This window comes from Ralstonia sp. RRA (assembly GCF_037023145.1).
Taxonomy (GTDB): domain Bacteria; phylum Pseudomonadota; class Gammaproteobacteria; order Burkholderiales; family Burkholderiaceae; genus Ralstonia.
Genome location: NZ_CP146092.1, coordinates 470,741 through 497,375, shown reverse-complemented (window position 1 = coordinate 497,375; position 26,635 = coordinate 470,741). Strand labels below are relative to the sequence as shown.

27 protein-coding genes and 1 pseudogene are annotated in these 26,635 nt (G+C 64.7%); 10 read left to right on the top strand and 18 right to left on the bottom strand.

Annotated elements, in window-relative coordinates:
* The first annotated feature begins 125 nt into the window (after nt 1–125).
* From V6657_RS20315 to V6657_RS20305, 3 genes are read left to right on the top strand one after another with little or no spacing between them, the layout of a single operon-like run.
* Entirely contained in the window at nt 126–569 is a 444-nt protein-coding gene (locus tag V6657_RS20315) for a hypothetical protein (protein ID WP_048934761.1), read from the top strand.
* Between the two features lie 8 nt (nt 570–577).
* Nucleotides 578–1,750 carry a glycosyltransferase family 1 protein gene (locus V6657_RS20310; RefSeq protein ID WP_048934762.1) on the top strand — a complete coding sequence of 391 codons (1,173 nt, stop codon included), beginning with the start codon at nt 578–580 and terminating at the stop codon, nt 1,748–1,750.
* Nucleotides 1,728–2,264, top strand: coding sequence for a phosphatase PAP2 family protein (locus tag V6657_RS20305; RefSeq protein WP_137884783.1), 537 nt, complete (start codon nt 1,728–1,730; stop codon nt 2,262–2,264). Before V6657_RS20310 ends, V6657_RS20305 begins: the two co-directional genes overlap by 23 nt.
* 587 nt (nt 2,265–2,851) lie before the next feature.
* On the opposite strand, the gene V6657_RS20300 is transcribed toward V6657_RS20305, so the two are convergent.
* Nucleotides 2,852–3,805: an SDR family NAD(P)-dependent oxidoreductase gene (locus V6657_RS20300; protein ID WP_048934764.1), complete on the bottom strand. Its 954-nt coding sequence runs from the start codon at nt 3,803–3,805 to the stop codon at nt 2,852–2,854.
* Nucleotides 3,806–3,932: 127 nt separating this feature from the next.
* Between V6657_RS20300 and V6657_RS20295 the strand changes: the two genes are divergently transcribed.
* Nucleotides 3,933–4,559: a TetR/AcrR family transcriptional regulator gene (locus tag V6657_RS20295; RefSeq protein WP_048934765.1), complete on the top strand. Its 627-nt coding sequence runs from the start codon at nt 3,933–3,935 to the stop codon at nt 4,557–4,559.
* A 548-nt stretch (nt 4,560–5,107) separates the two neighbouring features.
* Here V6657_RS20295 and V6657_RS20290 read toward each other — a convergent pair.
* From V6657_RS20290 to V6657_RS20280, 3 genes are read right to left on the bottom strand one after another with little or no spacing between them, the layout of a single operon-like run.
* Complete coding sequence (locus V6657_RS20290) at nt 5,108–5,902, bottom strand: DUF2334 domain-containing protein (protein WP_048934766.1); 795 nt, start codon at nt 5,900–5,902, stop codon at nt 5,108–5,110.
* Between the two features lie 15 nt (nt 5,903–5,917).
* Complete coding sequence (locus V6657_RS20285) at nt 5,918–7,129, bottom strand: glycosyltransferase (protein WP_248694733.1); 1,212 nt, start codon at nt 7,127–7,129, stop codon at nt 5,918–5,920.
* Nucleotides 7,130–7,161: 32 nt separating this feature from the next.
* Nucleotides 7,162–8,673: an RNA polymerase factor sigma-54 gene (locus V6657_RS20280; RefSeq protein ID WP_048934767.1), complete on the bottom strand. Its 1,512-nt coding sequence runs from the start codon at nt 8,671–8,673 to the stop codon at nt 7,162–7,164.
* A gap of 312 nt (nt 8,674–8,985) precedes the next feature.
* Between V6657_RS20280 and V6657_RS20275 the strand changes: the two genes are divergently transcribed.
* Nucleotides 8,986–9,321 (top strand): hypothetical protein, encoded by a 336-nt coding sequence (locus V6657_RS20275; protein ID WP_048934768.1) that lies wholly within the window; start codon nt 8,986–8,988, stop codon nt 9,319–9,321.
* Nucleotides 9,322–9,547: 226 nt separating this feature from the next.
* On the opposite strand, the gene V6657_RS20270 is transcribed toward V6657_RS20275, so the two are convergent.
* The gene (locus V6657_RS20270) at nt 9,548–10,669 is read right to left on the bottom strand and encodes a sigma-54 dependent transcriptional regulator (RefSeq protein ID WP_048934769.1); all 1,122 of its coding nucleotides are present in this window, start codon (nt 10,667–10,669) and stop codon (nt 9,548–9,550) included.
* Nucleotides 10,670–11,258: 589 nt separating this feature from the next.
* Here V6657_RS20270 and V6657_RS20265 point away from each other — a divergent pair.
* The 4 genes from V6657_RS20265 (at nt 11,259) to V6657_RS20250 (ending at nt 14,363) form a co-directional block, all read left to right on the top strand.
* Nucleotides 11,259–12,665: a sigma-54 dependent transcriptional regulator gene (locus V6657_RS20265; protein WP_048934770.1), complete on the top strand. Its 1,407-nt coding sequence runs from the start codon at nt 11,259–11,261 to the stop codon at nt 12,663–12,665.
* Between the two features lie 78 nt (nt 12,666–12,743).
* Nucleotides 12,744–12,911: a DUF1328 family protein gene (locus V6657_RS20260; protein ID WP_048934771.1), complete on the top strand. Its 168-nt coding sequence runs from the start codon at nt 12,744–12,746 to the stop codon at nt 12,909–12,911.
* 63 nt (nt 12,912–12,974) lie between these two features.
* Nucleotides 12,975–13,280: a membrane protein gene (locus V6657_RS20255; protein ID WP_048934772.1), complete on the top strand. Its 306-nt coding sequence runs from the start codon at nt 12,975–12,977 to the stop codon at nt 13,278–13,280.
* 90 nt (nt 13,281–13,370) lie between these two features.
* Complete coding sequence (locus tag V6657_RS20250; RefSeq protein WP_048934773.1) at nt 13,371–14,363, top strand: YihY/virulence factor BrkB family protein; 993 nt, start codon at nt 13,371–13,373, stop codon at nt 14,361–14,363.
* On the opposite strand, the gene V6657_RS20245 is transcribed toward V6657_RS20250, so the two are convergent.
* On the bottom strand, nt 14,360–14,653 hold the full coding sequence (locus V6657_RS20245) for a hypothetical protein (protein ID WP_048934942.1): 294 nt from the start codon (nt 14,651–14,653) through the stop codon (nt 14,360–14,362). The two genes, V6657_RS20250 and V6657_RS20245, sit on opposite strands and share 4 nt — an antisense overlap.
* Before the next feature lie 124 nt (nt 14,654–14,777).
* Nucleotides 14,778–15,005, bottom strand: a complete 228-nt coding sequence (locus tag V6657_RS20240; RefSeq protein WP_039596537.1) for a hypothetical protein — start codon at nt 15,003–15,005, stop codon at nt 14,778–14,780.
* Between the two features lie 391 nt (nt 15,006–15,396).
* Here V6657_RS20240 and V6657_RS20235 point away from each other — a divergent pair, with 391 nt between their 5' ends.
* Nucleotides 15,397–16,992, top strand: coding sequence for a peptide chain release factor 3 (locus V6657_RS20235; protein WP_048934774.1), 1,596 nt, complete (start codon nt 15,397–15,399; stop codon nt 16,990–16,992).
* A 57-nt stretch (nt 16,993–17,049) separates the two neighbouring features.
* Here the strand turns inward: V6657_RS20235 and V6657_RS20230 are convergent, their stop codons facing one another.
* The 11 genes and pseudogenes from V6657_RS20230 to mdcA form a co-directional block, all read right to left on the bottom strand.
* A complete protein-coding gene (locus tag V6657_RS20230; protein ID WP_048934943.1) occupies nt 17,050–17,565 on the bottom strand; it encodes a DUF2867 domain-containing protein in 516 nt (171 codons plus the stop codon).
* A gap of 141 nt (nt 17,566–17,706) precedes the next feature.
* Nucleotides 17,707–18,296: pseudogene (locus V6657_RS20225) on the bottom strand (RpiR family transcriptional regulator); the annotation flags it as partial.
* An 18-nt stretch (nt 18,297–18,314) separates the two neighbouring features.
* A complete protein-coding gene (gene mdcH / locus V6657_RS20220) occupies nt 18,315–19,250 on the bottom strand; it encodes a malonate decarboxylase subunit epsilon (RefSeq protein WP_048934775.1) in 936 nt (311 codons plus the stop codon).
* Nucleotides 19,247–19,882, bottom strand: a complete 636-nt coding sequence (locus V6657_RS20215) for a malonate decarboxylase holo-ACP synthase (protein WP_048934776.1) — start codon at nt 19,880–19,882, stop codon at nt 19,247–19,249. The genes mdcH and V6657_RS20215 overlap by 4 nt, the downstream gene beginning before the upstream one ends.
* Entirely contained in the window at nt 19,879–20,643 is a 765-nt protein-coding gene (gene madM / locus V6657_RS20210) for a malonate transporter subunit MadM (protein ID WP_048934777.1), read from the bottom strand. Before madM ends, V6657_RS20215 begins: the two co-directional genes overlap by 4 nt.
* A gap of 11 nt (nt 20,644–20,654) precedes the next feature.
* Nucleotides 20,655–21,062, bottom strand: coding sequence for a malonate transporter subunit MadL (gene madL, locus V6657_RS20205; RefSeq protein WP_048934778.1), 408 nt, complete (start codon nt 21,060–21,062; stop codon nt 20,655–20,657).
* A gap of 337 nt (nt 21,063–21,399) precedes the next feature.
* On the bottom strand, nt 21,400–22,245 hold the full coding sequence (gene mdcE / locus V6657_RS20200) for a biotin-independent malonate decarboxylase subunit gamma (protein ID WP_048934779.1): 846 nt from the start codon (nt 22,243–22,245) through the stop codon (nt 21,400–21,402).
* On the bottom strand, nt 22,242–23,087 hold the full coding sequence (locus tag V6657_RS20195; RefSeq protein WP_048934780.1) for a biotin-independent malonate decarboxylase subunit beta: 846 nt from the start codon (nt 23,085–23,087) through the stop codon (nt 22,242–22,244). Before V6657_RS20195 ends, mdcE begins: the two co-directional genes overlap by 4 nt.
* Before the next feature lie 9 nt (nt 23,088–23,096).
* On the bottom strand, nt 23,097–23,396 hold the full coding sequence (locus V6657_RS20190; protein WP_048934781.1) for a malonate decarboxylase subunit delta: 300 nt from the start codon (nt 23,394–23,396) through the stop codon (nt 23,097–23,099).
* Nucleotides 23,383–24,297: a triphosphoribosyl-dephospho-CoA synthase gene (locus V6657_RS20185; RefSeq protein WP_048934782.1), complete on the bottom strand. Its 915-nt coding sequence runs from the start codon at nt 24,295–24,297 to the stop codon at nt 23,383–23,385. Before V6657_RS20185 ends, V6657_RS20190 begins: the two co-directional genes overlap by 14 nt.
* Complete coding sequence (gene mdcA, locus V6657_RS20180) at nt 24,297–25,982, bottom strand: malonate decarboxylase subunit alpha (RefSeq protein WP_048934783.1); 1,686 nt, start codon at nt 25,980–25,982, stop codon at nt 24,297–24,299. The genes V6657_RS20185 and mdcA overlap by 1 nt, the downstream gene beginning before the upstream one ends.
* Between the last annotated feature and the right edge of the window lie 653 nt (nt 25,983–26,635).

Below are 26,635 nucleotides of genomic sequence, written 5' to 3'. Positions count from 1 at the left end.
CAGGCACCGTGCGCCGCGGGGCATGGATGCAGCGCGCGTCTTGCCTGGGTCATGCTCACCAGCGTTGGTGTGGCACGCCGGTTGCGGTGTGCAGGGTATCCAGGTTTCGTCCGCAGGAGGGCGCCATGACCCCGCACCCACGCGCCACCGTGCGCGCCCCGCACCAGCGCGACGAATCATCGGCAAACACCGCGCCGCCGCGCGCCCCCAATGCCGGGCACGTTAGCGAACGTGTCGATCGCGTGCTCGGCAAACCAGAGCACGATCACGAGAGATCCGGGGCGGGACCGGGGACATCAGGCCACCTACCGCATGAGCGCGATCAGCGGCTGGACGAGCAACACTCCGGCCCACGCGCCAACATCGAGCAAGCGGCCCGCGACATCGAGAGCGGACAGCTCGACACCGATCTGCACAACACACCGGGCATTGAACGCGTCGTGCGCGAGCGCTGCACGGCCAATCGCGAAGACCACGATCGCCAGGTCGCCAACCGCAGCGCCGATGAGCTGGCCGACAAGCGCGGTGACGCGGGTAAGCCCGCGCACAGTCACGCGCACCAGCGTTGAGCGGCCCCATGCGTCTTGCCTATGTGACCGAGACCTGGCCGCCGGAGTTGAACGGCGTGTCGCTGACCGCCGCGCGCACGGTGGCGTTTCTGCACGCGCGTGGGCACGACGTGATGCTCGTGCGCCCGCGCCAACGTGCCATCGATGCTGGCCAGCCTGCGTGGGCAGGTGACACGCTGCGTGTGCCCGGTGTGCCGATCCCGCTCTATCCGGATTTGCGGATGGGCTTGCCCGCGCGCCGCCGTTTGCTGCGGGCGTGGCAAGTGCATCGGCCTGAGCTTGTGCACGTGGCCACCGAAGGCCCGCTCGGCTGGTCGGCCGTCCGTGCTGCCCGGCAGTTGCGGGTGCCGGTGACGTCTGACTTCCGCACGCGTTTTGATGAGTACGGGCGTCACTACGCCTGGGACGGTGCGCAGGGGCTGGTGCGTGGCTATCTGCGCGCCTTTCACAACCGCACGGACCGCACCTTCGTCCCCACGCGCGAGTTGCAGCGGCAGTTGGCGGACTTCGGCTTCGAGCGCCTGACGGTCAGCACACGTGGTGTTGATGCGCGTCAGTTCGCGCCGCACTATCGCAGCCACACGTTGCGCGCACAGTGGGGCGTTGCCGACGATGCACCGGTAATGCTCATGGTTGGTCGCCTGGCGGTGGAGAAGAACCTGGACGTGGCACTCCACGCATTCGATGCCGTGCGTCAACGCGTGCCCAGCGCGCGGCTGGTGCTGGTGGGCGATGGACCGTTGCGGCGCGCGCTGCAGCAGCGTTGTCCCGATGCCGTGTTTGCCGGCATGCAGCGTGGCGAGGCACTGGCCGCGCATTATGCTTCGGCCGATCTGTTTCTCTTCCCCAGCCTGACCGAGACCTTTGGCAATGTCGTTGTTGAAGCCATGGCCAGCGGCTTGCCGGTGGTGGCATTCGATACGGCAGCGGCAGGCATGCACCTGCGCGCTGGCGAGAACGGTTGCCCAATACCCGTGGGGGATGCGGCTGGGTTCACGCTTGCCGCCCTGCAGCTCGCCACCGATGCCGCGCAACGTCAGCGCCTGGGTCACGCCGCATGGCTGGCTGCGCAGCAACTGGATTGGCCGCGTGTGCTCGAACGTTTTGAAGCGGCGCTCATGGCTGTGCATCACGCAGCCATCACCGGCGAGGCCTACGATGGCGACCCACGCCTGGCCTGACTGGAAGCGCTGGCGTGAGCGTGACCGCCAACTGGCCGTTGCGCTCAACCACGTTGCTGGCGATGCGGTGGCCATGCGCTTCTATCGCGGCGTCAGCCGCCTGGGCGACGGCATGCTGTGGTACGCGTTGATGGCGGCGTTGCCTGTGGTTGGTGGGGCGGCAGGCTGGGCGTGTGCCAAGCAGATGGGCCTCACGGGGCTGCTGTCGCTGGTCATCTACCTCCTCCTCAAGCGCGGTGTGTGCCGACCGCGCCCGTATCTTTCCTGCAAGGAGATCCACCTGTGCGGTCGCGTGCTCGACCAGTTCAGCTTCCCTTCCGGGCACACGCTGCACGCCGTGTCATTCACCATCGTGATCGCTGCGTACTATCCGCGCATGGCACTGGCGCTGGTGCCGTTCACGCTCATGGTTGCGCTGTCACGGGTGGTGCTTGGCTTGCATTACCCGAGCGATGTGCTGGCCGGCGCTGGGCTCGGGATGCTGATTGGCGGGTTGTCGGTGTGGCTGCTCTAGCGTTGAGATTCACTCAACGCTGAACTCTCGCATCAGCGAGCGCCGTGCTTTCCAAAGACCGCACTCAATTAAGTCTGAATTGCTGGTTCACTTAACGTTGAACTATCCGAGTTTTGGTTCTCTTAACTCTGAACTTTCTGGCTACGTTTCCAACGTCAGAAATAGCACGGGCCGGCCGTGATCGACCCGTTTCGGTCAGACAACCTTCTTCAAACCACTCGGTCAGCCAAATCCAGATCTTGCAAACTGGAGTGCCACTAAGCGGCCGTTGGCGATCTCAGCCAATCGGCCAGAAGTGGGCGTTCGTGGTTTGACGGTGGAGGACTGCATCCGGTGTGTAGCTCAAGAGCGTCCGTCGCCATGTGTGACACCAGATGGTCGAACATTGGCCGTTCGATGTCCGCCGGTGATTGGCTGGCGTCAACCCGCTCTTCAATTGCATTGCCAGAAAGAGGCCAGTGGAATTCCACATACCGGAAGGGACCAGTCGGCAGTGCGTGTTCCGACCCGATAACAGCCACCGGCCTACCCGCACCGAGCGCCCCGAACCGGACGCTCCTCCGGACGAGTAGCGGACGCCTGATCTTCTAATGCAAGTTGGCCACAGGGAGGTTAACGCCAGAGACGTTGACGATGGCCTGCCACGCGGCTTCTTGAAAAGCGCCATCGTGTAGGTGTGGGTGGCGCTGCGCCTCAATTGGGCCCGAGAATTTCCCTTCAGCCGAGGCGAAGAATTGCCCTGAGACATCGGTTCCGAACGCCGACGCCTGGAGGTACCGACGAGCCGCCGTCTCCGGCGTCTGATTCATGCCGGGAATGAGGTTCGCGATCGGGATGAACAGATACTTCACGGCCAGGCTAGCTTGTCGCGAAACCTTGGTAGAGGTTGCCGCACCAGGCGAGACAGCGTATACGGCCATGTGGGAAGGTAGCCGACGCGCCAGCGCCGCAGCCCACCAAGCAACGATGAGCTTCGCGTCGGCATACGCGTTGTTGGGCACATACCTCACGTTCGGCCCATTGCGCAGCAGGGGTTCCATAGCAGCGGTCAGGTCGCCTCCGTGGTATTTGGCAGCGAGTGTGTCCACGTCGGTGTACTTGAACATGGGTACGCCCCCTCGGGCAGGTTCCGCGCTGGCAATGACAATCCGTGCGTTGGGGCTCAGCAGGTGGGCGCGGAGCAATCCGACGGTCAATTGATGATGGCCGATGAGCGGGGCCTGAGAAGCCTCGACGCCCGCCGCTGTGATCACCCGCTGCTTGCCCGGGACCATCCCGGCATTGAGCAGCAGGAAATCGATCGGCCGGCCTCGCTCGACAAGCGCGGACTGAACGCAGGCGGGCGTGTCCAGGTCCAGCTCGAGCGGCGTGAAGATCTGTCTTTTGGTCTCCGCCGCAAGCTGTGCGGCCGTTTCCCGGGTTCGAGCCACGCTGCGCCCGGTGATGATGATCTCGCGCCAGCCCTCTCCAGCAAGAAGGCGGGCCGCAGCATGACCGAGCCCGGAGGTGGTGCCGGTTACGAGAGCGATCGAATGTTCCAAGGGCGTCTCCGTGGTAGAGGGTTAAGGTCGGGCCGTATGGTCCCGCGAGGCTGGAGCCAACTTGCCAATTTAGAACTGTTCAGTTATATATTCATGCAAGAACAGGCGTCAAGGAGTTTGAAACTAAATGGTTCAGAATTCACCTGCGCCGCGTGGACGGCCCCGCAGCTTCGACGAGATAGAGGCGCTGCAAAAGGCAACTCAGGTGTTCTGGTCGAAAGGCTATGACGGCGTCACGATCGACGACCTTGTCGCGGGGATGGGCGTGGGACGGCCGAGCCTGTATGCCGTCTTCGGCGACAAGCGGGAGATATTCTTGCGCGTCCTGAAGGCGTATGCAGAACGGAAAGGCGCAAAGGCCGCGAAGGCGCTCCTCTCGCCAGAGAGTCTTCGCGACTCTATCTCGGGCTTTTTGAGGTTCGCCGTCGAGAGTGCGACGGCGAAAGGGTCCGCCCGGGGCTGCCTTATGGTGTGCGTCGCGCCGCTTGTGAACGACGCCGAGGTTCAGCGGTTTTTGCAGAGCGCCGTCGCGGGTGGCACGGCGCTAGTGGAGCGCCGTTTCCGGGACGGGATCAGTGCGGGAGAAATCGCATCTGACTTCCCCGTAGTCGCGCGCGCAACGCAAGTCACGGATCTTGCGCGCGGGTTGACAATGCGTGCGCACATAGGCACGCCCCGCAAGATGCTCCTGAAAGATGCTGACGAAGCGGCCGACCTAGTGCTCCTGCCGCAGCGTGGGAACGCGGGGCCATAAAGTTGACGCCGACGTTAAGGGGCGTTGCGGGGCAGTGGACTTTGGTAGTTGCCGCTCCGCGCACCCCTCCACCCGATCAATCGTTTCCCTCTTCGGATAGGATGGGGTACCTTGATTTGGAAATCGAAGCCCGTGAATCAGTTGGCACCAAGCGGGGTCCCTCTCGGGTGGCGATTGGCGGCAGCATGAGTTGACCATGCCTGCAAGGAACTCCGAGCGGCCCTTCTCAACGGGCCTTTGTTGGCTGGTTGAGGTACCGCCTGCAATTCGCTCGCCGGAAACCGGCCATTCAGCGGGGGCGGACGAGATCTTGGCTATTCAGACCAGATGGCGACGTCGACCGGCGGCTCGTGGCCGAACTGAGCCTAATATCCTCCCCGTTCTGCCGATCGCGCCCCGATTCCGGCCTCTGCCTCGCTTTCTGCCGGTTGCCCGGCAGTCCCTGTTGGCCCTTCCGTGTTCCTTACCCACGACCGTACCGCGGGGCGCGTGCCGCAGGGAGTTCAGAGTTAAACGAACAAAGTTCAAAGTTAAGTGAATCTCGTCATCTAGTACGACGTCAGCGGTCGGCCGGCCAGGGCGGTTTCCGGGTCCCCCATCAATGCCTGTGCAAACACCTGCGCAAAGCCGTTCTTGGTGACCGGCGTGCGGGTTTCCAGGCAGGTGGCCAGCAGGTCTTGCCAATGGCGGATGACGTCCGGATAGGCGGCATCCGCCGGATGCAGGCCCAGGCGCAGCAGCGGCGTGTTGGCATGTTGCCGCGTCAGCCAGCGCAGGTAGTAGCGCGACACCAGTCGGCGCACGTTGGTCCGCACGCTATAGGTCAGGCAGGGCGCCTTCAGCGCGCGCGTTGGGTGTAGCAGGTAGAAGCGCTGCAGTGTCGTCGTGTAGCGCAGCGGCAGCGCATCGAGTGCTTGCCACGTGGCTGCATTCATCAGCCATGCCGGCGCGACAAAGCCATGCAGCGGCCAGCCGTTGGCGGCAAACCAGGCGGCGCCGGCTTCCATGCGCGCACGCGCTGTCGCCAGCGGAATCGCCGAGAACTCGCCTTCCCCCGCCGTATAGCGCGTGCGGATCAGTTGATCAACAAAGCCGCCAGGGGGCTGGTCGTCCAGGTGCGCGTAGCCGTGCAGGACGAGTTCATCGCCCAGGGCCAGGCGCTCGGTCATCAGGCGGCAGAAGCGCTCGCTGTTGCGTGCGGTGGGCGCCTGATGGTAGTTGGGAATCACCAGGAGCGATTTCGGTACTGGGCAGACCTCATCCAATGCAGAAAGCAAGGCCATGCACGCCGGCCAGGTCGCGGGCGTGACATCGTGCATGGCAATGACCAGGTAGCGCGACATGGTGGATGGGCTCGTCTATCGGGTGCGTAAGGCGTGTAAGCGCTCGCGGGTGTGGCGTGGGGTTTCGTTGACCAACTCGGCTTGTCGGCCAAGCAGTGCCAGGTAGCGGCGTTGCAGTTGCGGCAGCACTGCGTGCCAGTCGTATTGCATGGCGTGGCGGCGCGCGGCATGTGCCAGTGCCACCGGATCGCGTTGCTGGAGTGCACGTAGCGCCTGCGCAAAATCGTCTGCCCGGCAGTGCGGGACGGCATGGCCGACGGTCTCGTGCACCAGCTCCGCCAAGCCTCCCGCCGAGCATGTCACCACCGGCACGCCGCTGGCCATGGCCTCCAGTGCGACAAGGCCGAAGGTTTCCTGATCGCCCGCATGCACGAAGACATCGGCGCTGGCCATGGCTGCCGCCAGTTGCTGCGCATCACCTTCGTACGGCAAGGCGCGTACGTGTTTGCCGCGCGGCGGTGTCGGCCCAGAACCGATCGTGACCAGCACGCTGCCATCGTCGAGCTTGTCCACCGCCTCGCACAACACGTGCAGGTTTTTCTCCGGCGCATAGCGGCCCACGTAGAGCAGCACGCGCGCGTCGCGCGGCAGACCAAGCTGCTCGCGCCAGCGTAGCGAGCGCCGTGCTGGGTGGAACAGGCGCGTGTCTACGCCAAGCGGTTGCAGTTCAATGCGCTGCACGCCCAGGTCGGCCACCTTCTGGGCGATGTAGCGGCTGGGTACGAACACCGTGTCGAAGTGCGGATACAGCTTGCGCGCGTAGGCGGCTGCCGCCAGCTCGGCGGGCGGGCCACCCAGGCGGCGGAAAAAGGCTGGCAGATCGGAATGGCAGAACGCCACCACCGGCACCTGCAGCCGCGCGCCCGCATGTAACGCCGCCCACGACAGCCGGTAGGGGTCACCCGCTTCAATCAGGTCCGGCGACAGCGCGCACAACGCACGCTCGGCCGGGCCGCAACGCAGCGGCACGCGGTAGCCGGCGGACATCGGCAACGGTACGCCGGGCACCACGGCAACCTCGTTGGATGCATCGTCTGCTGTGCCCGGCACCACCAGCGTGTGCCGCCAGCGTGTACTCCGCAGGAAGTTGTGCTTGGCGCGCAGGTAGCGTTTGACGCCGCCGCTTTCCGCCGCCCAGAACATCGTCACATCGGCCAGGTGGAACGACGTGGTTGCCGCGTCGTCAGCGTGGTCGGGGTGAGCGTGATGGTTTGGCAGCTTGCGCACGGGTGTCCTGTTGGCGGGTGGTGGGCAGCGGGTCAGACCTGGCGGCGCAACTCGGCCGGTGCAATGCGCATCAACCCGCGGTACTTGGCCACCGTACGGCGCGCAACGATCACGCCTTGGTCAGCCAGCATCTTGGCGAGCGACACATCGGAGAGCGGTGCATCGGCGTCTTCGGCTTCGATCATCTCCTTGAGCAGCGCCCGCACCGATGCGGCCGAACATGCACCGCCCGTGTCAGTGGCGAGCTGGCGCGAGAAGAAATGCTTGAACTCGAAGATGCCGCGCGGCGTGGCCATGTACTTGTTGCCGGTGGCGCGCGAGATGGTCGACTCATGCAGGCCGAGCTCTTCTGCCACGTCACGCAGCACCAGCGGCTTCATCGCCACCTCGCCGTATTCCAGAAAATGCTTCTGGTGCGCAACGATGGCCTCGGCCACACGCTGGATGGTGGCAAAGCGCTGCTGCGCGTTGCGGATCAGCCAGCGCGCTTCCTGCAGCTGGTGCGCCAGCGGCGTGCGGTTGTGGCCGCGCGTCTGTGCAAAGAGTTCGGCGTAGACCTTGTTGATGCGCGCGCACGGCGCTACCGCCGGATTGGTGACGGCCACCCACTTGCCCTTGATCTTGGTGACAAACACATCCGGCACGATGTAGCCCGCATGCGCCTGAGAGAAGCGCTGCCCCGGGCGCGGGTCCAGCGCGCGGATCAGTGCACAGGCGTCGCGCAGTTCTTCTTCGGTACAGCCGAGTGCGCGGCGCATCTGCACGAACTCGCGCTTGGCCAGACGCGGCAGATGGCTTTGCACGATGTCCTGTGCGATCTCCTGAATGCGTTCTTCGGTTTCGGTGTCGGCTGGGCGTGCTTCGATCTGCAGGCGCAGGCATTCGGACAGATCACGCGCCGCCACGCCCGGCGGGTCCAGGCTCTGCACCAGCGCCAGCGCGATCTGCATTTCCTTCTCGGTGGGCACGGGCTCCACAGGCGCCATCGGCATCAACTCGGAGAGCAGCTGGCGCAGGTAGCCATCGTCGTCCAGGGCTTCAACCACGGTCTGCGCCAGTACACGGTCGCGGTCCGACAGGCGGTAGCTCAGCAGCTCTTCATGCAGGTGTTCACGCAGGCTCGGGGTAGCGTGCACCCATTCGCCGATGTCGCTGTCTTCACCGTCGCCATGACGGCTGCCGTTGTGGTTGTAATAGGTGCTGAAATCTGCAGGAAACTCTTCCGATGCAGCGATGGCCGGATCGGTTTCGATAGCGCTGGTAGTGGTCTCCAGCGGCGCTGCATCTGCGTGCGAGGTGTCAGCGATCGCGCCGTCCGGCTCGATGGATGCCGGCACTTCACCCGTGCGGGCAACGCCATCGGCCTGGGCCTGCGCGCCTGCCTCGTGTTCGACCTCTTCCAGGAACGGGTTGCTGGCGAGCGCTTCTTGCATTTCCTGCGCAAATTCGTTGGCGGACAACTGCAACAGTTTCACGGACTGCTGCAGCCGCGGCGTCAGCGCGAGATGCTGCTTCGCACGCATTTCGAGAGCGGCCTTGACCATTCGCCTTGCCTCCTTGGGTGAGTGGGCGCTGGTCTCACAACCAGCATGCCCCTCCTTTGATGCAAAGCGTGTGCCATGTCAGCAAACACAGATGCGACAAGGCTTTGCAGGTGGCAGGCACGCCGTTTCTACATGGTCATGTCGTTTTTATATGCGCATTGTTGCCGGCACATGACAGCGTTGTGCGCACACGCGGGCCGCATCGTGCAATGGCAACGGGTGGCATGGCGGGTACATGCGTTGCTGTGGTGACCGGGGACCGGCTGCACGCCGGCTTCGCGTTCCATCACCGTCACACGTAAGGAGAAACCGATGCAATCACGCACGCTGACTGCCGCCCTCGCGGGCACCGTCCTGGCCCTTGGCATGACAACGGCCTTGGCCCAAACCAACCCCGCGCCGGCAGATGCGCCCACCAATGCGCCCAAGGCGGGCACGGATGCCATGCCTGCCGACGGCAATGCCGAAGGCGCCAAGCCAAAGGCCAAGCACAAGAAGTCGCACCACGCGAAGTCTTCAAGCAAGTCAGGCGGATCGGGCAGCGCCAGCGCAGGTGATACGTCAGACGCAGGCAAGGCCTCTGGCGGCAATGACGCGGCAGCAGGTGCCGGCACCGCGCCAGCGGGTGCGGCCAAGCAAAGCCAGTAGCCGACCCATCCATCGAACCACATATGAGGAGGCCCGCCATGCGAGTCCAATCTCTAACGCTACCGCAGGCGGGCCGAATGGAATGCGCTGCGGCGACCGCTGCGGAACCCGCACCTCGCCGTGCGCCGCATGAGCACCCGGGCGAGCGCACGCGCACGCATCCGCGCTGATGCGTTCAGCACGGATGCGTACGGTGTACGGTAGGCGGCGTCGAGGAAGCGCTGGATCAGGCCGCCATGCTGGCCGCAGCGGTGTTCTGGTAGAGCTCGAGCCGGTTGTAGAGCGTCTTCAGGCTCACGCCCAGCGTCTTGGCCGCCTGGCGCTTGTCACCACGAAAGTGCTCCAGCGTGGCCAGGATCAGCGTGCGTTGCGCATCGGCCAGCGTCACGCCCACCGACAGGCTCAGCACACCCTCCTTGACGCTCGGCTGCGCGGGGCCGCGCGGCGACGCCAGCGGGGCGGTCAGCTCGATGGTCTTCTCGCCGAGGATGTAGCCGCGCTGCACCGCATTGCGCAGCTCGCGCACGTTGCCGGGCCAAGCATGGTTGCGCAACACACCGAGTGCCGCGCGCGAGAACACCTTGTCGGTCTGGTGCGCGGCATTGAACTGCGCGAGAAAGTGCAGGGCCAGTTCTTCGATGTCGTCGTCGCGCTCGCGCAGCGGCGGCACGTGCAGTGGCACCACGGCCAGGCGGTACATCAGGTCTTCGCGAAACGCGCCGTCGGCCACGGCCTCCATCAGGTTGCGGTTGGTAGCCGCAATGATGCGCACGCGCGTCTGGATCGGCTCGGTGCCGCCCACGCGCATGAAGACACCGGTCTCCAGCACACGCAGCAGTTTCACCTGCATCTCCACCGGCATCTCGGTGATCTCGTCCAGGAAGATGGTGCCGCCGCTGGCGTGCTCGAAATAGCCGATATGGCGCTGCGCTGCGCCGGTAAAGCTGCCCTTTTCGTGGCCGAACAGCTCGGACTCGATCAGGTTGGGCGAAATGGCACCACAGTTGACGGCAATGAAGGCTTGGTCGGCACGTGCGCTCATGTCATGCACGGTGTTCGCGATCAGCTCCTTGCCGGTGCCCGACTCGCCCATGATGAGCACGGTGGCCAGCGTGTTCGACACCTTAGCGATCTGGCTGTACAGCGCGCGCATGACCGGGGAGCGGCCATAGAGGTGACCGAAATCGGGTGCCGCGATGGTCTGGGTGGCTTGGCTGGCGGGGGTGTCGGTTTCTGTCGACACGTGATCGGTATCGTCGAACTCGGCGAGTTCGGCCAGGCCGGGGGGGCAGCGTAGGCGCCCGGCAGTGACTGCACGATCGAAGGCGTTGGCTTCGCTCAAGGACATGGCTCCCTCGTGGTCGGTCACGACGGGGACGTCCCGGCACGGAGCCGCCGCCTGTTCAGCGATGCTGGCTCCCGATGGCTTGGCGCGTCGTCATCCCGTCACATTGTGTTGAAAAGTTGAGCCATTATCGGGGCCGCCCCAGCGCGTTGTATGTCAGGCATGCGCTGACGTTTCGGCCATCCTGTCGGCCAAACGCTGACAAGAAACGGGCCCGAAACGTTGGCGGGGCGCAGCTTTCACTCCGCTTCTTCCCTTCAGGCGGCCTATCGTGTCCATCCGTTGTCCATTCGGGCCGACGGGTGGCGAAGCCAGGGCCTTCTCACCTATGCTGAGATCACACCCGCTTGGTCGGGCCGACCACTCGGAGTGACGCCTCCGAGTCTTTTCTTGCACATGAGCGTGTAAAAGTTACCGATCTCTGCACGGGCACCAGGGCTTGGCTGCACAACCACTGCGCCCGCCGCCAAGCGGGTCTGCGATGGAATACTTTTTGCACCTGCCGCCTGCCCGCGCATGGAAGGCCCGCAGTTGCCCCGCGCATTGACCGCCGACGGCCCAATCGAACCGCCGGCCACCCAATCGAATCGAGATGCCACATATTCTGATTGTCGAAGACGATGCCAACGCTCGCGCCGCCCTGGGTGAGCTGGTGAGTGCGGAAGGGTTCACCACCGCGCAGGCCGGTTCGCTGCGCGATGCGCGCATTCAGATGTCGCGTCACAGCCCCGATGCCGTCCTGATCGACCTGCTGCTGCCTGACGGCAACGGCATGGATCTGATGGAAGACATCGAGCCGCATTCCGGCACCGAGATCATCGTCATGACCGGCCATGCCAGTGTGGAGACCGCCGTCGAGGCGCTGCGCATGGGCGCGGCCGACTACCTCGTCAAGCCGGTCAACTTCCAGCGGCTCAAATCCGTGCTCGCGCGCATTCCGCGCCCGGGTGATCTGAAGGCCGAGATCGGCAACCTGCGCGGCGAGCTGCGCCGGCTGGGCCTGTTCGGCCAGATGCTCGGCAACTCGCCGGCCATGCAGACGCTGTACGACCAGGTCAGCCGCGTGGCGCCCACCGAGGCGACCGTGCTGCTCATCGGCGAATCCGGCACCGGTAAGGAGCTGGCCGCCCAGACCATCCACGACCTGAGCCTGCGTCGCAAGCAGCCCTTCCTGCCGGTCAACTGCGGCGCCATCTCGCCCAACCTGATCGAGTCGGAAATGTTCGGCCACGAGCGCGGCAGCTTTACCGGCGCCGATCGCCAGCACAAGGGCTACTTCGAGCGCGCCAACGGCGGCACGCTGTTCCTTGATGAAATTACCGAAATGCCGATCGAGCTGCAGGTGAAACTGCTGCGTGTGCTGGAAACCGGCGTGTTCATGCGGGTAGGCACCAACCGCGAGATCGACTCCGACGTGCGCGTGATTGCCGCGACCAACCGCGACCCGGAAGAAGCCGTGGCCGACGGCAAGCTGCGGGCTGACCTGTATCACCGCCTGAACGTGTTCCCTCTGCAACTGCCGCCGCTGCGCGAGCGCGGCAAGGACGTCGACCTGCTGGCGCAGCATTTCCTGGACCAGCTCAACGCGCAGAACAACACCAAGAAGGCATTCCTGCCGCCTGCCATGGACACGCTGCGCGCCTACAACTGGCCCGGCAACGTGCGCGAGCTGCGCAACTATGTGCAGCGCGCGTTCATCCTGTCGGACGACGCGGGCATCGACACAGCCAACGTGCCGCTGCAGGTGTCGAGCACGCAAACCACGTCCGGCTCCACGTTGACGATTCCGGTGGGCACGTCACTGGCCAGCGCTGACAAGAAGATCATCCTGGCCACGCTGGAGCAATGCGGCGGAGTGAAGAAGCGTGCGGCCGAGCTTCTCGGCATCAGCCTGAAGACGCTTTACAACCGCCTGGAGGAATACGGCAACAGCAACAGCGAAGGCGGTGACGACGGCACCCATTCAGGGTCGGGCCGACCGCACGCCACCGAGGCGTAGGTCGCGCACATCGGTGATGCTCCGGGCGCGGTACGCAGCTTGCTGACGGTGAGTATCCCTACCCGACAGGAGGTTGCCATGCTGCATTACGCCGTTATCTTTTTCATCATCGCGCTGATCTCGGCCGTGCTTGGGTTTGGTGGCATTGCCGCCAGCGCAGCCGGCATTGCCAAGATCCTGTTCATGATCTTCGTGGTGCTGTTTGTGGTGAGTCTGCTTTGGGGCCTAGTGGCCGGGCGCAGGTGAGGGCGCAGCCAACCTCATGCGCGTGCCAATCGATACGCGATGCAATCTCAGGAGCGCAGACCCATGGAACCGTCCCAGACCAATCCGTTTCCCAAATCCGATGGCAACGGCAACCTGATCCGCGAAGATGTGGTGCAGGCTGCCGAGCGCGTCAAGGCGACGACCGCGGAGGCCATTGACCGTACTGCCGGTGCGGCTGCCGATGCACTCGATGAAGCCGTCGCCCGGCGCGAGCAGTGGCGCGCATCACGGCAGCGCTTTGCCAACGATGCGGCCGACTGCATGCGCACGCATCCGCTGGCGACGATCGCGCTGGCCTTTGGCGCAGGCTTTCTCATCAGCCGGCTGCTGGGCAGCGACGACGACTGAGCCCGTACCCCCGCTTGCGCGTATGCTGCGGGCTGACTACGCTCGAAGGCGGCGCGGGCCTGCCCGCTCGCCTCTCCTCAAGGACCGTTCATGCGCCTGGCTGCCTTTTTCATTGACCGCGATGTGCTCAAGCGTTCCGCCCAGGTGCTGATCGGGGCGGCGCAGCAGTGGTCTGTGCATCGTGCAGCCAGCAAGGGCGCGGCGCTGTCGTTCTACACGCTGTTCTCGATGGCGCCGGTGCTGGTGCTGGTCATCTCGATTGCCGGGCTGTTCTTTGGTGAACAGGCGGCGCGCGGCGAAATCTTTGGGCAGATCAAAGGCCTCGTGGGCGACCAAGGTGCGGCGGCGGTGGAGACCGTGCTGGCCGCCACCCGGCGCTCCGGCCACGGCCTGTTTGCCGCTGTGATGGCCGTTGCGCTGCTGGTGATTGGCGCCACCAGCGCCTTCTCCGAACTCAAGAGCAGCCTCGATGAACTGTGGGAAGTGCCGCCGCGCCAGCAGGCCGGGTTATGGGGGCTGCTGCGCGCGCGGCTGCTGTCGTTCAGCCTGATCCTGGTGCTGGCCTTTCTGCTGCTGGTGTCGCTCATCGTCAATGCGGCGTTGGCGGTAGTTCAGCGCTTCTGGGGTGAGATCTGGGCGGGCGCGGGCTTCTTCGCACCGGTGGCAGAGGTCATGTCTTCTGCCTTTGCGTTTGCGGTGGTGTCGCTGTTGTTCGGCACCATCTTCAAGATGCTGCCCGAGACGCGCGTGGCCTGGCGTGACGTGGCCCTGGGCGCGGTAGTGACGGCGCTGTTGTTCTCGCTCGGCAAGCGCTTCATCGGGTTGTATCTCGGCAGCAGCGCAGTGGCGTCTTCGTATGGCGCAGCCGGGTCGGTGGTGGCGTTGATGCTGTGGATCTATTATTCCGCGCAGATTTTCTTTTTCGGCGCGCTGGTCACGCGCCAGTACGCGTTGCTGTTCGGCAGCCGCAAAGATGAGGCGACTGGGGCGGCTGGAACCTCGGGGGGCGTCGTACAAGCTGCGCTGCTCAACTCGACGCTGGCCGCCGGTGCAGCCAACGGCCCGCGCGACAGCAGACGCTAATCCCGCGTCAACTGCTCCAGCAGCACCCCTGCCACAAAGGCCAGGCAGATCGTCAGCACCGGACGCTGGCGCATGGAACTGCTGGCCTGCACCGACGCGTTCGCGTGCAGCGTCTTCAGTTGTTCGGTACGTCGGTCAAGTTGCGTGAGCGCGCTGGAGACCACGCCCGCCAGCCGGTCAATGCCCTCGGTCGTGGCGTGTTTCACGCGCTGTGCGGTGTGATCGATCTGCGGGTGCAGAGGCGTGACGGTGGCGCCGTCGGACGGCGGTCTAGGGTTCAGCTCTGTCATGAAGGGCTCCTGCAGTGCGATGGCAAACATTGCCCAGCAACCGCCATGCCCCGATGCGCCGCGCTCCAAAACAAAAGGGCCACGACTGTGGCCCTGGATACAGGTGAAAACGAAAACTGCGCGACTAGCCGACCGTCACCACGGTCTTGCGCACTGCCAGGATTTCCGCTTGCAGAGCGAGGGCTGCGAGTGCCCGCAGGCTGTCCTGCGGCAACGCCTTGATCCGCTTGCGGCGATTGGCGGCACGCTGCTGACGCGCCGCACGCAGGCTTTCCGCGTCGAGTTGCCATGCCTTACGGGTGGTCTCGAGAATGCGCTGCACTGCGGGATCGACAGGGGTTCGACTACGCACGATTGGACTCCTTACTTCTTAACTTCTTACTTTCTTTCAATGTCGCAAAGCACCACACCGTGTGGGTTTCGCGACGGCCTCCACAATACGGGAGCTTCATGACAACTTCGATAACACCGTCTCCGAAAGGGTTGTCGGAGCATTCCGACAACGTATTGGTCTCCGCCATCCGGCGGACGGTTCCTACGGAGTTTCCCTTGCTTAGGCGACGGGTCAGTTGATCCTAAGCAAGGTCGCCGATCGCGTACAATCTCGGCTGCCCCCTGGGTTGGCAACCCCGACAACCCCGATCGGGCAGTCCATCGGCCGTCAGGATGACCCCCGTCGGCCTGCACACACGCCGTGTGTGCATTCATCCGCATTTTTCACCCCTCCCTTTCGGTTTTTGCCCGTGAGTACGCTGCAGCAGGAGATCCGGCGCCGCCGGACGTTCGCCATCATTGCCCACCCGGATGCGGGTAAAACCACGTTGACGGAAAAACTGCTGTGGTTTGGCGGCGCCATTCAGATGGCTGGCGCCGTGCGCGCGCGCAAGGCCAACCGCCATGCCACCTCCGACTGGATGGAGATGGAAAAGCAGCGCGGCATCTCGGTCACGTCTTCCGTGATGCAGTTTCCGTACCAGAACGAGGGCGGCGACTACATCGTCAACCTGCTCGACACCCCGGGCCACGAAGACTTCTCGGAAGACACGTATCGCACGCTCACGGCCGTCGACTCGGCCGTCATGGTGATCGACTCCGTCAACGGCGTGGAAGCGCAGACCATCAAGCTGCTCAACGTCTGCCGCCTGCGCAGCACGCCCATCCTCACGTTCATCAACAAGCTCGACCGTGAAGGCCGCGCGCCCATCGAACTGCTCGACGAAATCGAAAGCGTGCTGCAGATCCAGTGCGCGCCGATGACGTGGCCGATCGGCATGGGTAAATCGTTCAAGGGCGTGTATCACCTCGTGAACGACACGGTGCAACTGTTCGACCCGAATGCGGACAGCGAGAAGGGTGCAACCGCTGGCCTGATTCAAGGCCTCGACAACCCGGAGCTGGATCGCGTGCTCGGCTCGCAGGCCGAAGAGCTGCGCATCGACATCGAACTCGTGCGTGGTGCTTCACACACATTCGACAAAGAGGCGTTCCTGGCTGGCAAGCAGTGCCCGGTGTACTTCGGCTCGGCGGTGAACAACTTCGGTGTGCAGTCGCTGCTCGACGCGCTGGTGGGCCAGTCGCCGGAGCCGCTGGCGCGCCCCACCGAGACGCGCGAAGTCAAGCCGCTGGAAGAGAAGTTCACCGGCTTCGTCTTCAAGATCCAGGCCAACATGGACCCGAAGCACCGCGACCGCATCGCTTTTGTGCGCGTATGCTCGGGCCGCTTCGAGCGCGGCATGAAGCTGCTGCAGGTGTCGACCGGCAAGACGGTGGCCATCAACAACGCCATTACCTTCATGGCGCAGGACCGCAACACCACGGAAGAAGCGTTTGCCGGCGACATCATCGGTGTGCCCAACCACGGCACGATCCGCCTGGGCGATGCGTTTACCGAAGGCGAGCCGCTCAAGTTCACGGGCATCCCGTCGTTTGCGCCGGAATTCTTCCGCCGCGCGCGCCTGAACAACCCGCTGCGGCTCAAGCAACTGCAGAAGGGTTTGCAGCAGCTGGCCGAAGAAGGTGCCACGCAGATGTTCCGCCCGATCGCATCGAACGACCTCGTGCTGGGTGCGGTCGGTATCCTGCAGTTCGACGTGGTGGCGCACCGCCTGGAGCACGAGTACGGCGTCGATGCCATTTTCGAGCCGCACGAATGCGCGACCGCCCGCTGGCTCAAGGGCAAGCCGGAAGACATCGACAAGCTGATCGACAAGGCCGGCCACAACGTGGCGCTGGATGGTGCGGGTGACTACGTCTACCTGGCGCCGAGCAACGTGAACCTGCGGCTGACGCAGGAGCGGTTTCCGGACATCCAGTTCTTGGAGACGCGGGAAATCGTCTGACGCCAAAAAACAAACGGGGCCAATGGCCCCGTTTGTTATTGGCAGGTGCAGACCAGTTCAGGCAGCGCGGCTTACCGCTTGTTCCAGACTAGCCCGCGCGATCACACGGTGGAACGGGGTGATTGCCGCGAGGTACGTTCGGCCCAGCAAGTTATGGCAATGCACAACGGTCACCACGACGAGCTCCTTGCCGCCTGCCGCACCCGCGCGCAGTTGGATCGCGAGCCGGAAGTCGAGATGCCGATCGTCCTCGCCCATCACCAGTTCCCCCGCACTCTTCGACAGCAGTGGAAAGAAACCGATCACCGGCCCCCGCGTCGCCGCGGCAATACCAACCGCACGAGACGATTTGACGCCGACTGTCGCCATAACCATGTCCCGCACCCGCGTCAGGGCACGGATCCACCATGCCTGCCGCTCGAATCCAGCACGCGTCAACTCTTCCAGATCGTCGCTGGCCCCCGCCGGCAACTGAACCGCATACGCATCCAGCAGGTCCGCGCCCTTATAAAGCGGCGCTAGGATGCTGTCGGACGGCACGGGTATCGCATGCGCTCTATGGGAGTTCATCATCAACCAATCCTCCTTGGTTTCGCCAAACGAGAAGTCGGCACGGGCAATTGGCTTCACGCCATCATGCGGCATTCACCTTTGGGAGACATGCGCCGAGGTAAGGTTTGCCGTGTGATGCCGCGTTCTCGGCACCGTTTTTCACTACGACGTTTCAACCCCCAATGCCGTAATCATCCGCTCACGCCGTTCCAGCGCTTGCCAAGCCGCGTCGCCACCAGGTTGAGCAGCCCTTCGCTGAATACAAGATAGGCGCTCATGCTGTTGCTGAAGAAGCCGCTCTCATGCGGGATCAGGAAGGCGCGATCCGCAGGCGGCACCGGTGGCGAGGCAAGGGTGTCCGTGAGCGCGATCACCGATAGCTCCGTCTGCTTGGCGGCAGCTTCAGCCACGCTGCGCGTGTACGGAGCCACGTTCGTCGCCACCACAACGTCGCCTGGCTGCATTGCGCCAGGCCTTCTGCCGCGCCCAGGCCCTGCATATCGAGCATCGCGACATCCGTGCGGATCATACCGAGGCCGTAGCAGAGGGCGCTGGCCAATGCGCTGAATTGCCGCAGGCCGTGGATGCACACGTGTCATTTTTGCCCGTCACCAGCCGCTCGGCCTACTGGCTGTAGAAGTGGCGGTGGCGCTGCGCTTTGCTGTCGCGGAACACGTTCTGGAAGTCGGCAAAGCCTGCGTAGCCGAGCTGGAGGCGTTGATGTCGAGCGACGTCGCCAGATCGGTGATGGTGCTGGTGACTGTGTCGCCCTATCGTTCGTCAGCGCGTGCCTGACGCTGGATGCGCACCCGCACCGCATCGAGCCCGTTGCTCGCATCGAACACCGCATCGCTTGCGAAGACGGGTTGCGCGAGGCGCTTCAGTGCGCCGTTGCCCGCGATCTCCACGCCCAGCCGAGCGCCACGCTCGAACGCATGCCGCATCGTGTCATGCCAGAGCACCGGCCGGGCCATGTTCCACGCAAGGTCTTCGATGATGAGGTTCGCACGGAAGAGCGCACGCGCTCGGCTGCTGCTGACGTATGTGAGTTGCGGCACGTGGGGCGTCACCTTTGCGGCGGCGGCAGCCAGTTCGGCGGCTTGAACATCGAGCAGCGGACAGTGCGACGGCACTGCCATGCACAACCGCGCCGCAGTCGATGCGCCTGCCGCTTGCGCGCGCGCCATGACTTGCGCGAGCGCGGCATCGTTGCCCGCCACCACAATTTGCCGCTCCGCATTCAGGTTGGCGACATAGGCGGGCGTTGCCGCCGTGTTGACCTGCGCAACGATGGCGGCGACTTCCGGTTCGGTCAAACCGGCGGTGACGGCCATGCCGTAGCCGTTGGGGTAGGCGTCTTCCATGAGTTGCCCGCGCAGGCGGACCAGCCGCAGCGCATCGCTGAAATCCAGCACGCCTGCTACGACGGCCGCGGGCCACGCGCCGATCGACAGGCCGGCCACCATGTCCGGCGCGGCATCTTGGCGAACCAACGTGCGCGCCACGGCCACACCGGCGATCAGCAGGCAGAGCTGGACGGCCACGGTTGACTGCAATGCCTGCGCGGTATCGAGCGTGAACGGATTGACGCCCATGACGTCGCCCGCTTCGGCCAGTGTTTGCGCGACAGCAGGGTCGTCAGGCAACGCGTGCAGCATGCCCACGTGCTGGCTGCCCTGGCCGGGGAACATGAAGAGGACGCTCATGCGACGTCGCTCCATGGGTCGGCAACGAGGCGGGGGCCGTGGTCGGTCTTGAGCAAGGTCTGGCGCGGCGAGGCCAGCCACTCACGCCATGCAAAGCCGCCGTGGTCGGTGTCGATTTGAAGATCGACGCGGCATTCGGTGTCGGTTAGCAGGTGCACGAGGTGGTCACGCTGCGTGGCCGACGGTGCAGTCGGCATGCGGACGACGAGGTCGAGATCGCTGTCCGCGTGCAAAACCGGCAAGCCGCTGGCGAGCGCAAAGCCCGCACCGCCGGTCGGCCCCCATGCCCAGCCGAGTGCATCGAGTGCGGGCGCCAACGCGCGCAAGGTGCGCAGTGCTGCAAACGGAGCGTCGTGTGCGATCGCTGCGGCGGTGGTCGCCAGCGTTTCCGGCGTGACCACACGCGTGATGGCGCTGGTCGCGATGGTGCCTGCGCAGCGCTCGCTTCGTGCGCGGCCGCGCAGCCCTACGGGGATCGACCCATCCACGCCGCGCGGCGCACGACGCACAACGACGGGCGCACCTTCCCGACATGCCGTGATGGCCCAGTCTGGCAAAGGTGCGCCGTCTGCTGCTGTGGGCATCGCGGATACCCACAGCAGATCGTGCGCGCGCAGCGGCGTTTGTGTCATGCGATCAGCGCCTTGGTGGCGAGGAACAGGACCGACGGGCCAAGCAGGCAACCGAGGCCCGTATGGAATGTCGCCACCAGCGAGCCGTAGGGCACCAGACGCCGGTCGGTGGCGGCAAGCCCAGCCGATACGCCGCTGACCGTACCCGCCAACCCACCGAACACCATGGCCGCACGCGGGTTGTTCAGGCCCAATGCCTTGGCCGCGAACGGCGTGCCGACCATCACCAGGATCGCCTTGACGAGGCCCGTGGCAATCGACAGCGCCATCACATCGGAGCTGGCACCCAGCGCCGCGCCCGTTACCGGCCCGACGATATACGTGACGGCACCCGCGCCGATGGTAGTGACGCTCACGGCATCGGTGTACCCAAAGGCGTAGGCAACGCAGGCGCCGACGATGAACGGCAGCACCGTCCCCAGCAGTAGCGAGACGGCGCCGATCATGCCGGCCTTGCGTGCCTCGGTCACCTGCACCTCAAAGGCGGTGGCGACGATGGCGAAGTCGCGCAGCATGGCACCGCCCATCAGGCCGATGCCGCCGAACAGCTTCAGGTCAGCCAGGCCGCGTTCACCGCCTGTTTGCATGCCACCCCAGTAGGCCAGCACCAGCCCGATCATGATGGCGATGGCAGAGCCGTGCACGCGGCCAAACGTCAGTTTCTTCGACAGCCACATCGACAGGCCCATGACGATGCCGACCAGCGCAAACGCCGCGACCAGCCCGTTGTGTTGCAGAACTTTTTCTAGCATTGACAGCATGGCGGGGCTCCTTAGGCGCGGGCTTGTTCGGATTCAGGCAGCGGCGGCAGGGGTTGCCGATCTTCTGCGCGGCCCGTGCGGTTGATGAGCGCGATGCACACGCCGCACACCACCACCGCGCCGATCGCGCCGAGCAGCGCGACGGGGCCGCCGCGCAGTGCCGTCACCACGTTCTGCGTGGCCGCCATCGCCACCACCACTGGGATGTACATCGCGCCCCAGAACGAGACGCCGGCTTCTGTGGCGGCCGGCATTAGCCCGCGCTTGTGCAGGTAGAGGCGCGCAAAGATCAGTAGCAACATGGCGATGCCTACGCCGCCAACGTTGGCCTTCACACCGATGGCCTGGCCGAGCAAATCGCCCAGGAAGAGGCCGGCGAGATGACATAGCGCCAGCAGGGTCGTACCGTAGATGATCACGTCTTTGTCTCCTGAAGGAACGGCGATGGGTCGCCTGTTATGGGTGTTGTGGTGATCGAGGGTTAGAAACTGTTTTCTTTTTGCTGGTGGTGCATCCTTTGTTTCATCCCCTGCCGGGGCTGACTCACTTTCTTTGTCTTGCCAAAGAAAGTAAGCAAAGAAAGGCGCGCCCGAGATGGCGACTTCCCCTTGAATTTCTGTAACCGGGCGGCGAAGGAGGCAAACTCGCTGCGCTCAAACAGGCCTCCTTCTTTTTTCCGCCCGCTTACACAAATTCAAGGCGCCATCTAGGGCAGGGTACGGCCACACCGTCTGGGCGCTTGCGTTGGCGCCCAGGTCATTTCTCGTTGGGCTGTGTGTTCTCCGCTTGCGCGTTCCATTGCGCGCGCAGGCGTTCGCGCACTTGCGATGAGGCCTGACGCAGCGGCGCGCCGAGTCGGCTTTCCAGACCGCGTGATGGGTCTGCGGCAATGTCCGCCAACGCTGCCGCGAGTGCGGTCTGCACGGTGTCGATGTCGCCTGCATCGGGTGCGTTGGCCGACTTGACCTTCAGCAATTTCCACAGCAACCCGAGCGACGCGAAGCTGGCGATGTCGTAGGCCATGGGCGGGATCTCTTGCGCGAGGCGTTCCAGATCGGCCACGGAGCGCAGCGTCACGCGCGCAGCCGCAGCCTTGCCCATCGCGTGGACCATCACCTCGGCGTCGTCGAGGGCGAGCAGGCGATTGGCCTGGTAGCCGTGTGCGAGCAGTGCGCCCGACATGGCACGGCCGACGATCAAGCCGATCACGGGGTGGCCGGCCAAGCGTGCGGCCGCATAGGCGTCGGCTGCAGCCGCCAGGGCGAGGTGGATACCGTAGGCTTCCTCTCGGCGCCCATAGGCCTGGCTGGCGACATCGATGACTGCGACGATGGCGCGCTTCTTCTCTTGCCCGGCGTCTTCGGTCATGACGTCGCGCACGGCACGCGCGAGTTGCCAGCCTTCAACGAGGCCGACCTCGCCGTTGCGCGCGCGTGGGAAGCGGTTCTCGGCATCAGGCACGACGGCGATGTAGCGCGCGCCCTGATCCGCCAGCGTGGCGTCGACGACTTGCAGCGTGGTGCCATAGCCCGCCACCGGCGTGCCGTTGGTGAGTGCGCGGATCCAGGTCGCGCCGCGCGTGGAAAGTTCGTTCTGGCTCATGCTTGATCCTTGGCGTAGAGCGTGCGCACATCTTCGGCGGTGACTTGGCGCGTGGTGTCGACGGCGGCGAGGCGATCGAGGTACAGGTCGATCTGTTCGCTGCGCTGGTGCTTGGGTGCGCCGCCGCGTAGCCATTCGACGACTTGTGCTCGGATGGCGACGGAATCGTCTTCGATACATACATCGGCCAGGCCCGTGGCGGCGCGTTGTTCGCCGCCGGTCAGGCTCCAGATGAAGGGGCGGTCGCGCGAATCGTATTCCTCAATGCCGGCTTCCTGTTCGATCACCTGCGGGCCGTTGAGGCCGAGGCGCGCCTCACGCGTCATCAGCAGGTAGCTGCACAGGCCCGCTGCGATGCTCATGCCGCCAAAGCAGCCGACCGTGCCCGCCGTGATGCCGATCACCGGGCCGTACTCACGCAGCGCTCGGATGCCTGCATGGATCTCAGCGATGGCGGCGAGGCCAAGGTTGGCCTCCTGCAGCCGCACGCCGCCCGTCTCAAAGACGATCACAGCGCGCGTGGGAATGCCGTTGCGGTTGTCTTCCGCCGCCAGCTCCAGCGCGCCTGCGATCTTGGCGCCGGAGACCTCACCCATGCTGCCGCCCTGGAAGGCGCCTTCAATGGCGAGCACCACGGCGGGTTGGCCGCCAAGCGCGCCGCGTGCGACGACCACACCATCATCGGCCTGCGTGACGATGCCCTGGCGCGGCAGCCACGGGGAGGTCAACTGCTCGAACGGATCAAGCAATTCACGGAAGGTGCCCGGGTCGAGCAGCGCGATGGCTCGACGGCGCGCATCGCGTTCGATAAAGCTGTCGCGTTCAATCGGGTTGCGTGACATGGCGTCTCCTTACGCTTGGGCAAGCGCTTCAAGCGCCTGCTCGAGCCGCAACCGCACCACGGCCGGTGTCGCGCCGAAGTCGTTGATGGTGATCTTGGCAGCAGGCCAGGGATGCGAGCCGAACACGCGTGCAAGCTGCGCCTGCCATGTCGCGCTCATCCCGTTAACGGACGTAGTGATGGCCACGTCGATCTGGCCGGCGTTGCCGGGAGTCAGCAGCACTTCGAGGTCGCCGGAGCCGACCACGCCGGCATACGCGCGCCGGCCGGCGGGTGCGCCGCCGGTGAACTGAAAATCAAGATGCTCCATGTTCGGTTTCCTGATGAGCGGATGCGATGTCAGATGCGTGCGCGCTGGCGGGCAGGCGGTCGAGGAACAGCGTGGCGGCCAGCAAGTCGGCTGCGCCGCCGGGGGATACGTGCAGCGCCAGCATGTCGTGTTCGAGCAGGCGGAAGGCGCGGCGGCCCTGCTGTGTTGCGAGCCCGCCTTCAGCACGCACGGTGGCGGCACCGGTTTGCACGACGCGCAATGCATTAGCGCCACCGCGTGCGAGCACGCAGGTGTCGTCCAGCGTGGCCATGACGGCGAGCAGCGCGTCCACGCGTGCGTGGTCTTCGCGGATGCCTGCGGCGCGCGCCTGGCGCAAAGCGGGCAGCGCTATCTTGATCACGTGCGGAAAGCCGGCACAGGCTTGGCCCTTCGCACCGCCGACGCCGTAGTCGTTGCAGGCGCGCTCGCCCTTGTGGCCGGTAGAGACGGGCGCAAAGCGATCAGGGATGTTGGCCAGGCGAGCTGCGCGATTCGCAACGGCGGCGGCATCCAACGCGTGCGGTGCCTGCGCAGCCGCCGTTACCAGCAGGCCGAGCGCCCAGATGGCGCCACGGTGCGTGTTGATGCCGCCGGTGGCATCCAGCATGGCCGCTTCACCTTCGCGGCCCAGACGGCCGATGCGCTCGCGCAGCGCCAGCAGCGAGTCAATCTGTGCGCCAGCCAACGCCATCGCTTCAAACGCGGGGCGCAGGGTCTGGGCCGAATGCACCATCAGCGTCCAATCGAGATCGTGGTGCGCGCCGTTGCCACGTACGTCGACGAGACCGGGTTTGGGGGACAGCGTCACCTCGTCGATGAGGGCGGATTCCACCAACGCGCCCAATCGCTTCGCACGCGCTTTCGGGCTGGCCGGCAAGGGCCGATGCAAGGTCTTTTCCATTACCAGCTCCGGAAGCGCGCAGGCGGTTCGTACAGGCCACCGGACCATTCCACCAAGTCTGAAATGCTCTTGGCGGCGAGCAGTTCGCGGCTGGCATCGCTGCGGCGCACGTCGAGGTCTTCGGGCAGGGCGATCAGGCCGTCGCGGCGCATCTGCTCGGTCTTGGACGGATCGTGGCGCAGGCCAATCGATGTGACGCCCGCCACGGCCGCGATCATCGCGCGCCGTTCTTCCAGCGAGCGTGCCTTGTAGAGATATGCAATGCCGTCTTCGGTCAGCAGGTGGGTGACGTCGTCGCCGTAGATCATGATGGGCGCGAGCGGCATGCCGCTTTGCTTGGCGACGGCCACCGCATCGAGCGTATCGACGAAGGTCGGCTTACCGCCTTCCTGAAAGGTTTCGACCATCTGCACGACGAGCTTCTTGCCGCGCTCCAGCATCGTCACCGGCTCGGTCATGTCGAGCCACGCGGGCGTGGCATGACGGCGGCCGCGCGGGTCGTGGCCCATGTTGGGCGCACCACCAAAGCCAGCCAGGCGGCCGCGCGTGACGGTGGACGAATGCCCATCGCCATCCACTTGCAGCGTCGCGCCGATGAAGAGGTCCACCGCGTACTGGCCAGCCAATTGGCACAGCATGCGGTTCGAACGCAGCGAGCCATCACGGCCGGTGAAGAACACATCCGGGCGCGCGGCCACGTAGCGTTCCATGCCCAACTCGGTGCCGAAGCAATGCACGCTTTCCACCCAGCCTGATTCAATGGCGGGGATCAGCGTCGGGTGCGGGTTGAGCGTCCAGTTACGGCAGATCTTGCCCTTGAGGCCCAGGCGTTCACCGTACGTCGGCAGGATCAGCTCGATGGCTGCGGTATTGAAGCCGATGCCGTGGTTGAGCGACTGCACGTTGTGCCGCTGGTAGATGCCGCGAATGGCCATCATCGCCATCAGCACGTGCACGGGCTTGATGAGGCGCGGGTCGCGCGTGAACAGCGGTTCGATGTAGAACGGCTTGTCGGCCTGCACGATGAAGTCGACCCACGAGCCGGGGATGTCGACGCGTGGCAGGTCGGCCGGGTCATCGACGATCTCGTTCACCTGCACGATCACGATGCCGTCGGAAAACGCAGTGGGCTCGACCAGCGCGGGCGTGTCTTCCGTGCTGGGGCCGGTGTAGATGTTGCCCTGGCGGTCGGCCTTGAAGCCCGCCACCAGCGATACGTTGGGGATCAGGTCCACCACCAGCCGCGCATATAGCTCGATGTAGGTGTGGATGGCGCCGACTTCCAGCAGCCCGTCGGCCAGCAACTGGCTGATGCGCAGGCTCTGCGGCCCGGCAAACGAGAAGTCGAGCTTGTGGGCGATGCCGGCTTCGAAAATATCCAGATGCTCGGCGCGGCTCACGCTCGGCATGATCATGTGCAGATCGTGCAGGCGCTCGGGGTTCACCTTGGCCAGCGAGCGCGAGAGGAAATCGGCCTGCTTCTGGTTGTTGCCCTCCAGCACGACGCGGTCGCCTGGGGCAAGCAGCGCTTCGAGCGCAGCGACGATATCGCCGGTGGGGATGACCTTGCCGTTGGCGATGCGACGGGCGGCGGCCAGGCGGCGTTCCTTTTCATCGCGCCGGCGGCGCCACTGGGGCGGGATGGCGGCGGCTCCGTTGGCCGATTGGGTGGACATCGGTTGCATGGGGTGGCGTCTCCAGCCTTGAGTCGTTCAATGTTCAGTACCGTATGCCGGAAGGACGTGCACTTCAATCAACCTAGGCGCCGTTTCATTAGCTTGAGGTTAATGAAATGGCCAAGCAGCCGGATGGCAAAGGCAGGGGTGGCGGCATTTCAGAGCCGTTGTGGTGACACGCGGAAGAGCCCAGAGGATCCAAGGGTTTGGCGTGTCATCTCAATGCAAGACGACATGCGGAGTTCGCCCTGGGCAACGCCGAATGCGAAATAGCGGCGGCCAGTGCTGAAGAGGCGAGCGGTCAGACTGACTGGGTGCGCCATTCGCCTGGCTTTCAGTGTGGACGCGACCCTTGCAAGATCTCCGGGCCGTGAGCGCCTCCCGATTCAAAGGGGGAGGGCTTCGTTTCCATTACATATTCTTTCAAGAGCCACACAGTGTGGAAATGCGCTCGCTGCCGAGGTGCCGCGCGCTGGTAATGCATGCTGCGTCAGGCTTTCCGCCCGCCCGACCTGTTTTGCACGGACGGCGCTGTGGGCGATTGGCCAGGATTTGAACCCCGGCGCATGTAACACCGCTGAAACGCTTTTTGTCGGTCTGTTTTGGATTCTGTTGAATGACTGAGCAGGGGTGCTGTATGGCCTGTGAATTTGAATGCCTTG

Coding starts and splice junctions, on each gene's coding strand:
- V6657_RS20315 (WP_048934761.1), top strand. CDS start 126: ATGACCCCGCACCCACGCGCCACCGTGCGCGCCCCGCACCAGCGCGAC.
- V6657_RS20310 (WP_048934762.1), top strand. CDS start 578: ATGCGTCTTGCCTATGTGACCGAGACCTGGCCGCCGGAGTTGAACGGC.
- V6657_RS20305 (WP_137884783.1), top strand. CDS start 1,728: ATGGCGACCCACGCCTGGCCTGACTGGAAGCGCTGGCGTGAGCGTGAC.
- V6657_RS20295 (WP_048934765.1), top strand. CDS start 3,933: ATGGTTCAGAATTCACCTGCGCCGCGTGGACGGCCCCGCAGCTTCGAC.
- V6657_RS20290 (WP_048934766.1), bottom strand. CDS start 5,902: ATGTCGCGCTACCTGGTCATTGCCATGCACGATGTCACGCCCGCGACC.
- V6657_RS20280 (WP_048934767.1), bottom strand. CDS start 8,673: ATGGTCAAGGCCGCTCTCGAAATGCGTGCGAAGCAGCATCTCGCGCTG.
- V6657_RS20275 (WP_048934768.1), top strand. CDS start 8,986: ATGCAATCACGCACGCTGACTGCCGCCCTCGCGGGCACCGTCCTGGCC.
- V6657_RS20270 (WP_048934769.1), bottom strand. CDS start 10,669: ATGTCCTTGAGCGAAGCCAACGCCTTCGATCGTGCAGTCACTGCCGGG.
- V6657_RS20265 (WP_048934770.1), top strand. CDS start 11,259: ATGCCACATATTCTGATTGTCGAAGACGATGCCAACGCTCGCGCCGCC.
- V6657_RS20260 (WP_048934771.1), top strand. CDS start 12,744: ATGCTGCATTACGCCGTTATCTTTTTCATCATCGCGCTGATCTCGGCC.
- V6657_RS20255 (WP_048934772.1), top strand. CDS start 12,975: ATGGAACCGTCCCAGACCAATCCGTTTCCCAAATCCGATGGCAACGGC.
- V6657_RS20250 (WP_048934773.1), top strand. CDS start 13,371: ATGCGCCTGGCTGCCTTTTTCATTGACCGCGATGTGCTCAAGCGTTCC.
- V6657_RS20245 (WP_048934942.1), bottom strand. CDS start 14,653: ATGACAGAGCTGAACCCTAGACCGCCGTCCGACGGCGCCACCGTCACG.
- V6657_RS20230 (WP_048934943.1), bottom strand. CDS start 17,565: ATGATGAACTCCCATAGAGCGCATGCGATACCCGTGCCGTCCGACAGC.
- mdcH (WP_048934775.1), bottom strand. CDS start 19,250: ATGAGCGTCCTCTTCATGTTCCCCGGCCAGGGCAGCCAGCACGTGGGC.
- V6657_RS20215 (WP_048934776.1), bottom strand. CDS start 19,882: ATGACACAAACGCCGCTGCGCGCGCACGATCTGCTGTGGGTATCCGCG.
- madM (WP_048934777.1), bottom strand. CDS start 20,643: ATGCTGTCAATGCTAGAAAAAGTTCTGCAACACAACGGGCTGGTCGCG.
- mdcE (WP_048934779.1), bottom strand. CDS start 22,245: ATGAGCCAGAACGAACTTTCCACGCGCGGCGCGACCTGGATCCGCGCA.
- V6657_RS20195 (WP_048934780.1), bottom strand. CDS start 23,087: ATGTCACGCAACCCGATTGAACGCGACAGCTTTATCGAACGCGATGCG.
- V6657_RS20190 (WP_048934781.1), bottom strand. CDS start 23,396: ATGGAGCATCTTGATTTTCAGTTCACCGGCGGCGCACCCGCCGGCCGG.
- V6657_RS20185 (WP_048934782.1), bottom strand. CDS start 24,297: ATGGAAAAGACCTTGCATCGGCCCTTGCCGGCCAGCCCGAAAGCGCGT.
- mdcA (WP_048934783.1), bottom strand. CDS start 25,982: ATGCAACCGATGTCCACCCAATCGGCCAACGGAGCCGCCGCCATCCCG.